This is a genomic window from Variovorax sp. P1_G12 (assembly GCF_056405555.1).
In genome coordinates, this window is the sequence record NZ_JBFUBW010000079.1 from 1 (window position 1) to 5,890 (window position 5,890).

A 5,890-nucleotide genomic window follows, 5' to 3' on the forward strand; every position below is an offset into this window, starting at 1 on the left:
GCGCGCCAAGAGAGACCGCGCCGCCGCGCGTCGTTTCCTAGAACAGGCCATCGGACTGCATGGCGTACCCGAGAAGATCACCGTCGACAAGAGCGGTGCCAACACGGCCGCCATCCTGAGCGTCAACGATGACGCCGGGGTCGCCATCGATCTGCGTCAGAGCAAATGCCTCAATAACGTCGTGGAGCAAGACCATCGCGCGATCAAGCGTGTCGTGCGGTCGATGCTGGGGTTCAAGTCCTTCCGCTGGAATCCTGACGCGGTGGTCAACATTCAATCGGCGCCGACAACTATTGGCGCAGGAGCCAGACGAGGGCTGCGCCGCCTGCGAGCCCCGCCAGCAGCGTCATCGTCATGTCGGGACTTTGTCCTTCGATCGGCGCCTGCTTCGGCGATGAGATCCTGCGGTCCGCTCCCGCCGAGAACGGGCTGTAGATGGCCGCCCCATCGCTCTCCCTCGCGGCCTTGATCGCCTGCTGATCCGAAGCTCTGGCAGGGGATGCATCCTGGGCACATGCAGCGCCCAGCGCCGTGAAGGCAAGGAGTGCCGCCGAAGCCCATCGAAGGATCGACATCGTTCTACGCGAACGGCCTGTTGCCGAGCTGGCTGCGTCGCGGCTCGCGTGGGCTGCCGCGGCTGCAAGGCAGCCAGGCGTTGCTCTCCTCATGTCGCACTCCTTCTTGTGGGTCTTGTGGGGCCAGGCGCGATTCTGCAAAAGAAAGCCTCCATGACCAAACGCCGCCGACCCTCGGACCGAACCGGCCACCCCACCGCGTACGCGCGTCTACCACACGCGCCCCGTCGACCACAAAATGTGAATTTCGACCATTTACTGGTCCGGGGGCATTGTTTGCTGCCCGCCCGGGCCCGACCTAGCATGCACTCCCCGGTGTCCATGCCGGGTTCAAAAAAACCAAGAAGGAGTCAACGATGCCCCGTTTTCGTATCGCGGCCATCAGCGCTGCTGCATCCCTTGTCGCCGGCCTGGCCTGGGCCCAGCCTTCCACTATTCCCAACGGACCGAACGGCGAGAACCAGAGTCTTGCCTCGCTGCGCACCTACGACCAGTTGGTCAAGGCGCTGGAAACCTCGGTCCACTCCTCCAACGGTGCCGCCACCCTGCATTACGCGCCCTGGACCAGCAACACCGGCCGCAAGGTTCCCTACGTGGTGGTCGGCAACGGCCCGACGGCGGCGATGATCATCGCCCAGCAGCATGGCGACGAGATGGAAACCAGCGACTCGGCCGCCAACCTGGTGCGCACGCTGGCCAACAGCTCGAAGGAATCGCAGATCATCCGCAACTCGCTCACCGTGATCGTGGTGCCGCGCGTCAACGTCGACGGCTTCGACGGCGAGAAGCCCGACGGCACGCCGCTGACCGACGCTTCCGGCAACACCGTGCCCTGGCGCCAGAACTACGACCCGCGCTTCACCGTCAACCCGCTGCCCGCCTTCTACCAGCGCGGCCGCGGCTATGACATCAACCGCTACCACGCCTTCCGGCCCGAGTGCCCGCTGGACAATCCCAACTACCCGAACATCACGACGGCCGCCGGTGTCTCCACCTGCGAGACACAGGACATCGACAGCACCGCGCCCACCTACGACCTCTCGAAGGGCAACCCGGTGCCGGAAGCCAAGAACATCCGCTGGATCAACGACAAGTACAAGCCGGTGGTGGCGCTGGACCTGCACCATCAGGGTACCCGCGTGCATGACGGCGAGATGGTGACCGCCTCCACCCTCTACCCCACCGCGCTGCAGACTGCGCAGTGGCTGCAGGCGGTGGACCCGAATGCGCTGGCACGCTTCACCGCCGGCCAGACGATGGCCAAGCGCGTGGTGGTGCTGATCGCGCAGAAGCTGGCGCAGTACCCCTACGCCAACCTGAGCCGCTACCCCGGCGGGACCGAGCCTGGCATCTCGCGGAACGCCTATGGCCTGCTGGGCTCCGGCTCGGTGCTGCTCGAACTGCGCGGCGGCATCGGCACCAAGTCGGGCGGCTACATCCAGAAGATCGGCTACCACGCCGCGTCGGCCATCCTCCAAGAGCTGGCCAAGGACCCGACCCTGGGCAGCTTCGACCCCGACCAGGCCGACGTGCTGGTGGTGCCCGCCAACGGCGTGCCGCCGAGCACCGGCAACGGCGGCGAAGCCGAAGCACTCGATCCCGACCACCTGGGCAACTGACGGCGGCGCTTGCGGCGCGCTGCCGGGCCCGTGGCGCGCGCTATCCGTTTTCGTTCGGTCACCAGCTCTATTCCCCGTGCGGCATAAAGCTCCCTCCAGTCGGGCCGAGGCCCCTTGGGGAAATCGCCCTCGTCCGTCGCGATCCAAACGATCTCGGCGGTCTCGAGCACCTGACACGGGCGGACGTCGGCCCTTGCCGCGCGGCAACCTCGACGGCGGTCGGTACCGTTGCCTGGACAGATCGCCTTTGCCGTCGCTTTCCTTCCACTGCGCGGCGGCCTTGATCGAGATTTCGGGCTCGACGAAGTACTCGATGTGCCGGCAAGCGGTCCGCAGCATCTCGTCGATCCACAGGGCGTAATCGCTCGGGTCCTTGGGCGCCTTGGCGCGCATCTTCAGCAGGTCCACGACGCTGTCGACGAGTTCGTCGGGCAGGCTTTCTCGCAGTGCATGTGGGCTTTCGCAGAAAAAAATATCAAACGGAAAGACGGCTACCAGTTCACCTTCAGGCCCACGCTGCCGTTCCACGCACCCTGGGTGCGCGCATCGCCGCCCGATGCCCACAGCTGGCCCGACTCTCCATAGGCGGCGAGCGAAGGCGCGATCTGCCAGGTGGCGCCGATGGCAGCTCGGAGCTCGTGCCGCCCGTGCGGCTCGCGATGTCGGTGATCGCCGCCGGACCGATGAAGCGAACCGTGTCGGTCCCGGTGCTGCGCCGGTACAACCGCATGGCCATCAGTTTCCGCAGTACGCCGCAGGCCGCTGTCGCCCCGCCGCTCGCGTGACGGCCCTGTCGGGCGATCGCCGGATGTCATCGCACGGACCCACCACCGTCATCAACGGCCACTAGCCTTCGGCACGGGAAACCGCTGCCGCGTGGTGCCTTGCCGTTGCGTGCGGCGGTTTCCTGTCTCCGTCCAACCCCAAGAAGACAGGAAAGCCATGACCGACAACTCCCGCCGCAGCTTCCTCAAGAGCTCCGCCACCACTGGCTTCAGCGCCGCCGCGCTGGCCGCCTTCCCGCCCAGCATCCGCAAGGCGCTGGCGATTCCAGCACACAACGAGACCGGCACGATCAAGGACGTCCAGCACGTGGTGATCCTGATGCAGGAGAACCGCTCGTTCGACCACTATTTCGGCACGCTCAAGGGCGTGCGCGGCTTCGGCGACCGCTTCGGGATCCCGCTGCCCGGCGGCCGCAAGGTGTGGGAGCAGCAGATCGACGCCAACGGCACCGTGGTGCTGCCCTACCACCTGGACGGCAGCCAAGGCAACGCCCAGCGCGTGAAGGGCACGCCGCACGGCTGGACCGACGGGCAAAGCGCCTGGGACGGTGGCCGCCAGTACCAATGGCCGCGCTACAAGCAGCAGCAGTCGATGGGCTTCTATAAGGAGGCCGAGCTGCCCTTCCAGTTCGCGTTGGCCAACGCCTTCACGATCTGCGATGCCTACCACTGCGGCATCCACTCGAGCACCAACCCCAACCGCATGTTCCTGTTTGCCGGCAGCAATGGCCCGGCCGGCGCCGGCGTGGGGGTCATCGACAACACCTGGGACACGCTCGACAACGACACGAACGTGGCCGTCGGCTTCACCTGGAAGACTGTGCCCGAGACCTTGCAGGAAGCCGGCGTGAGCTGGAAGGTCTACCAGAACATGCCCGACAACTACACCGACAACTCGCTGGTGGGCTTCAGCAGCTTCCGGCAGGCCAACCTAGCCTCGGGCAAGCCTGTCTACCACAACGTCAACCCCAACCCGGCCTACGACCCCAATGACGACGCAGTCGCACCGCTGTACAAGGGCATCGCCAACACCATGCCCGGCGCCAACGAGGAAACGCAGCTCGACGCCTTCCGCAACGACGTCAAGAACGGCCGGCTGCCGCAGGTGTCTTACGTGGTGGCCACGGACACCTACTCCGAGCACCCGGGCCCGTCCAGCCCGGTGCAGGGCGCCTGGTACCTCCAGCAGATCCTGGACGCGCTGACCGCCGTGCCCGAGGTCTGGAGCAAGACCGTGCTGTTCGTCAACTTCGACGAGAACGACGGCTTCTTCGACCACATGCCCTCGCCCGCCGCGCCCTCGGCCAATGCCGACGGCACGCTCGCCGGCAAGACCACGCTGGCCGCGGCCGCCCTCGCACCCGAGTACTTCAACCACCCGGCTCCGGCCGGCTTCTCGCCCGACTACCGCAAGCCGGACGGGCGCGTCTACGGCCCCGGCGTGCGCGTGCCGATGTACGTGATCTCACCCTGGAGCCGCGGCGGCTGGGTCAACTCGGAAGTCGCCGATCACACCTCGGTGGCGCGCTTCCTGGAGGCGCGCTTCGGCATCAAATACCCCGGCATCAGCGGGTTCCGCCGCTCGGTGTGCGGCGACCTGACCAGCGCCTTCAACTTCCAGACGCCCAACAACGAGCCGCTGCCCACGCTGGCCGGTCGCAAGACCAAGGCCGAGGCCGATGCGCTGCGCAATGCACAGCAGGCCCTGCCGCAAGTCGTCCCGCAGGCCGGGCGTGGCCTGCCGGTGCAAGCCAGCGGCTTCCGCCCCTCGCGCGCGCTGCCCTACGAGCTGTACGCCACGGCCGCCACCGACGCGGTCCGGGGCACGGTCACGCTGAGCTTCGTCAACGCCGGCCGCGCCGCCGCCGTCTTCCACGTCTACGACCAACTGCACCTCGACCGTCTGCCGAAGCGCTATGCGGTCGAGCCGGGCAAGTCGCTCGACGACGCCTGGGCCGCGGGCAGCGACGATGCCGGCCGCTACGACCTGTGGGTGCTGGGCCCGAATGGCTTCCACCGCCGCTTCAAGGGCGACCTCGCCACGCAGCGAGCGCGCAACGCGCCGGCGCCCGAGGTGAAGGTGAGTTACGACCCCGCTAGCGGCGCTCTGCGGCTGGAAGGACGCAACGACGGTTCCGGCCAGCTGCTGCTCAAGGTGCGTTCGAACAAGGTGTACGGCACGCTGAACACCTCGAAGAGCAGCGACCTGCGCGGCGCCGAGCAGGCGCAGGGCTCGGGCACCGAGTGGACGCTTCGCCTCAACGGCCGCAGCACGCAGTCGCTGTACTGGAACCTGGACGCGACCGGCTGGTGGTACGACCTGGTCGTCACCTGCGACGCCGACCCGAGCTTCCAGCGACGCCTGGCCGGCCGCGTCGAGACCGGCCGGCACTCGGTCAGCGATCCGGGCATGGGCCTGGCCGATCAGTTCTGATGGTCCATCGCGGTCTGCACTGACACAGGTCGCTTCGGGGGCGGAGCGGGCCTTTCGGTTCTGTCGCGATAGCGCTGCGGAGCCGTGGGTATCCATGCTGGCATTGGCGTTCAAGAGGCCAGCGAATAGAACTTCGACGCAGCTGACGAGGCTTCGCCTTCAGGGCAGTCGAGCTGCCCCTTCCTGATCATATGCATCAGCTCAATGCCAGCAATCAGGACGCGTGCGCAGCGGAAGGACTTGAACCCCAGCATCGACCGCACGACACGCTTGATCGCGCGATGGTCTTGCTCCACGACGTTATTGAGGCATTTGCTCTGACGCAGATCGATGGCGACCCCGGCGTCATCGTTGACGCTCAGGATGGCGGCCGTGTTGGCACCGCTCTTGTCGACGGTGATCTTCTCGGGTACGCCATGCAGTCCGATGGCCTGTTCTAGGAAACGACGCGCGGCGGCGCGGTCTCTCTTGGCGCGC

The 5,890-nt window shown here is 66.8% G+C and carries 5 protein-coding genes and 1 pseudogene; 5 read left to right on the forward strand and 1 reads right to left on the reverse strand.

Translation table 11 applies throughout. From position 1 onward, the window contains the following. From AC1D2O_RS37500 to AC1D2O_RS37520, 5 genes and pseudogenes are all read left to right on the forward strand, one after another. A pseudogene (locus AC1D2O_RS37500) lies at window positions 1-247 on the forward strand (DDE-type integrase/transposase/recombinase); the annotation flags it as partial. 684 nt (window positions 248-931) lie between these two features. Next, on the forward strand, window positions 932-2,194 hold the full coding sequence (locus AC1D2O_RS37505) for a M14 family zinc carboxypeptidase (protein ID WP_478092556.1): 1,263 nt from the start codon (window positions 932-934) through the stop codon (window positions 2,192-2,194). Between the two features lie 228 nt (window positions 2,195-2,422). Further along, on the forward strand, window positions 2,423-2,779 hold the full coding sequence (locus AC1D2O_RS37510) for a hypothetical protein (protein ID WP_478158910.1): 357 nt from the start codon (window positions 2,423-2,425) through the stop codon (window positions 2,777-2,779). 74 nt (window positions 2,780-2,853) lie between these two features. Further along, window positions 2,854-2,979: a hypothetical protein gene (locus AC1D2O_RS37515; RefSeq protein WP_478158911.1), complete on the forward strand. Its 126-nt coding sequence runs from the start codon at window positions 2,854-2,856 to the stop codon at window positions 2,977-2,979. Window positions 2,980-3,136: 157 nt separating this feature from the next. Further along, window positions 3,137-5,413 carry a phosphocholine-specific phospholipase C gene (locus AC1D2O_RS37520; protein WP_478092563.1) on the forward strand — a complete coding sequence of 759 codons (2,277 nt, stop codon included), beginning with the start codon at window positions 3,137-3,139 and terminating at the stop codon, window positions 5,411-5,413. 110 nt (window positions 5,414-5,523) lie between these two features. On the opposite strand, the gene AC1D2O_RS37525 is transcribed toward AC1D2O_RS37520, so the two are convergent. After that, window positions 5,524-5,890, reverse strand: a 367-nt coding sequence (locus AC1D2O_RS37525) for a DDE-type integrase/transposase/recombinase (protein WP_478158912.1), incomplete at its 5' end; no start/stop codon positions are given.

Bases quoted from the DNA above. Each gene is read 5' to 3' on its own strand.
- AC1D2O_RS37505 (WP_478092556.1), top strand. From the start codon at position 932: ATGCCCCGTTTTCGTATCGCGGCCATCAGCGCTGCTGCATCCCTTGTC.
- AC1D2O_RS37515 (WP_478158911.1), top strand. From the start codon at position 2,854: ATGTCGGTGATCGCCGCCGGACCGATGAAGCGAACCGTGTCGGTCCCG.
- AC1D2O_RS37520 (WP_478092563.1), top strand. From the start codon at position 3,137: ATGACCGACAACTCCCGCCGCAGCTTCCTCAAGAGCTCCGCCACCACT.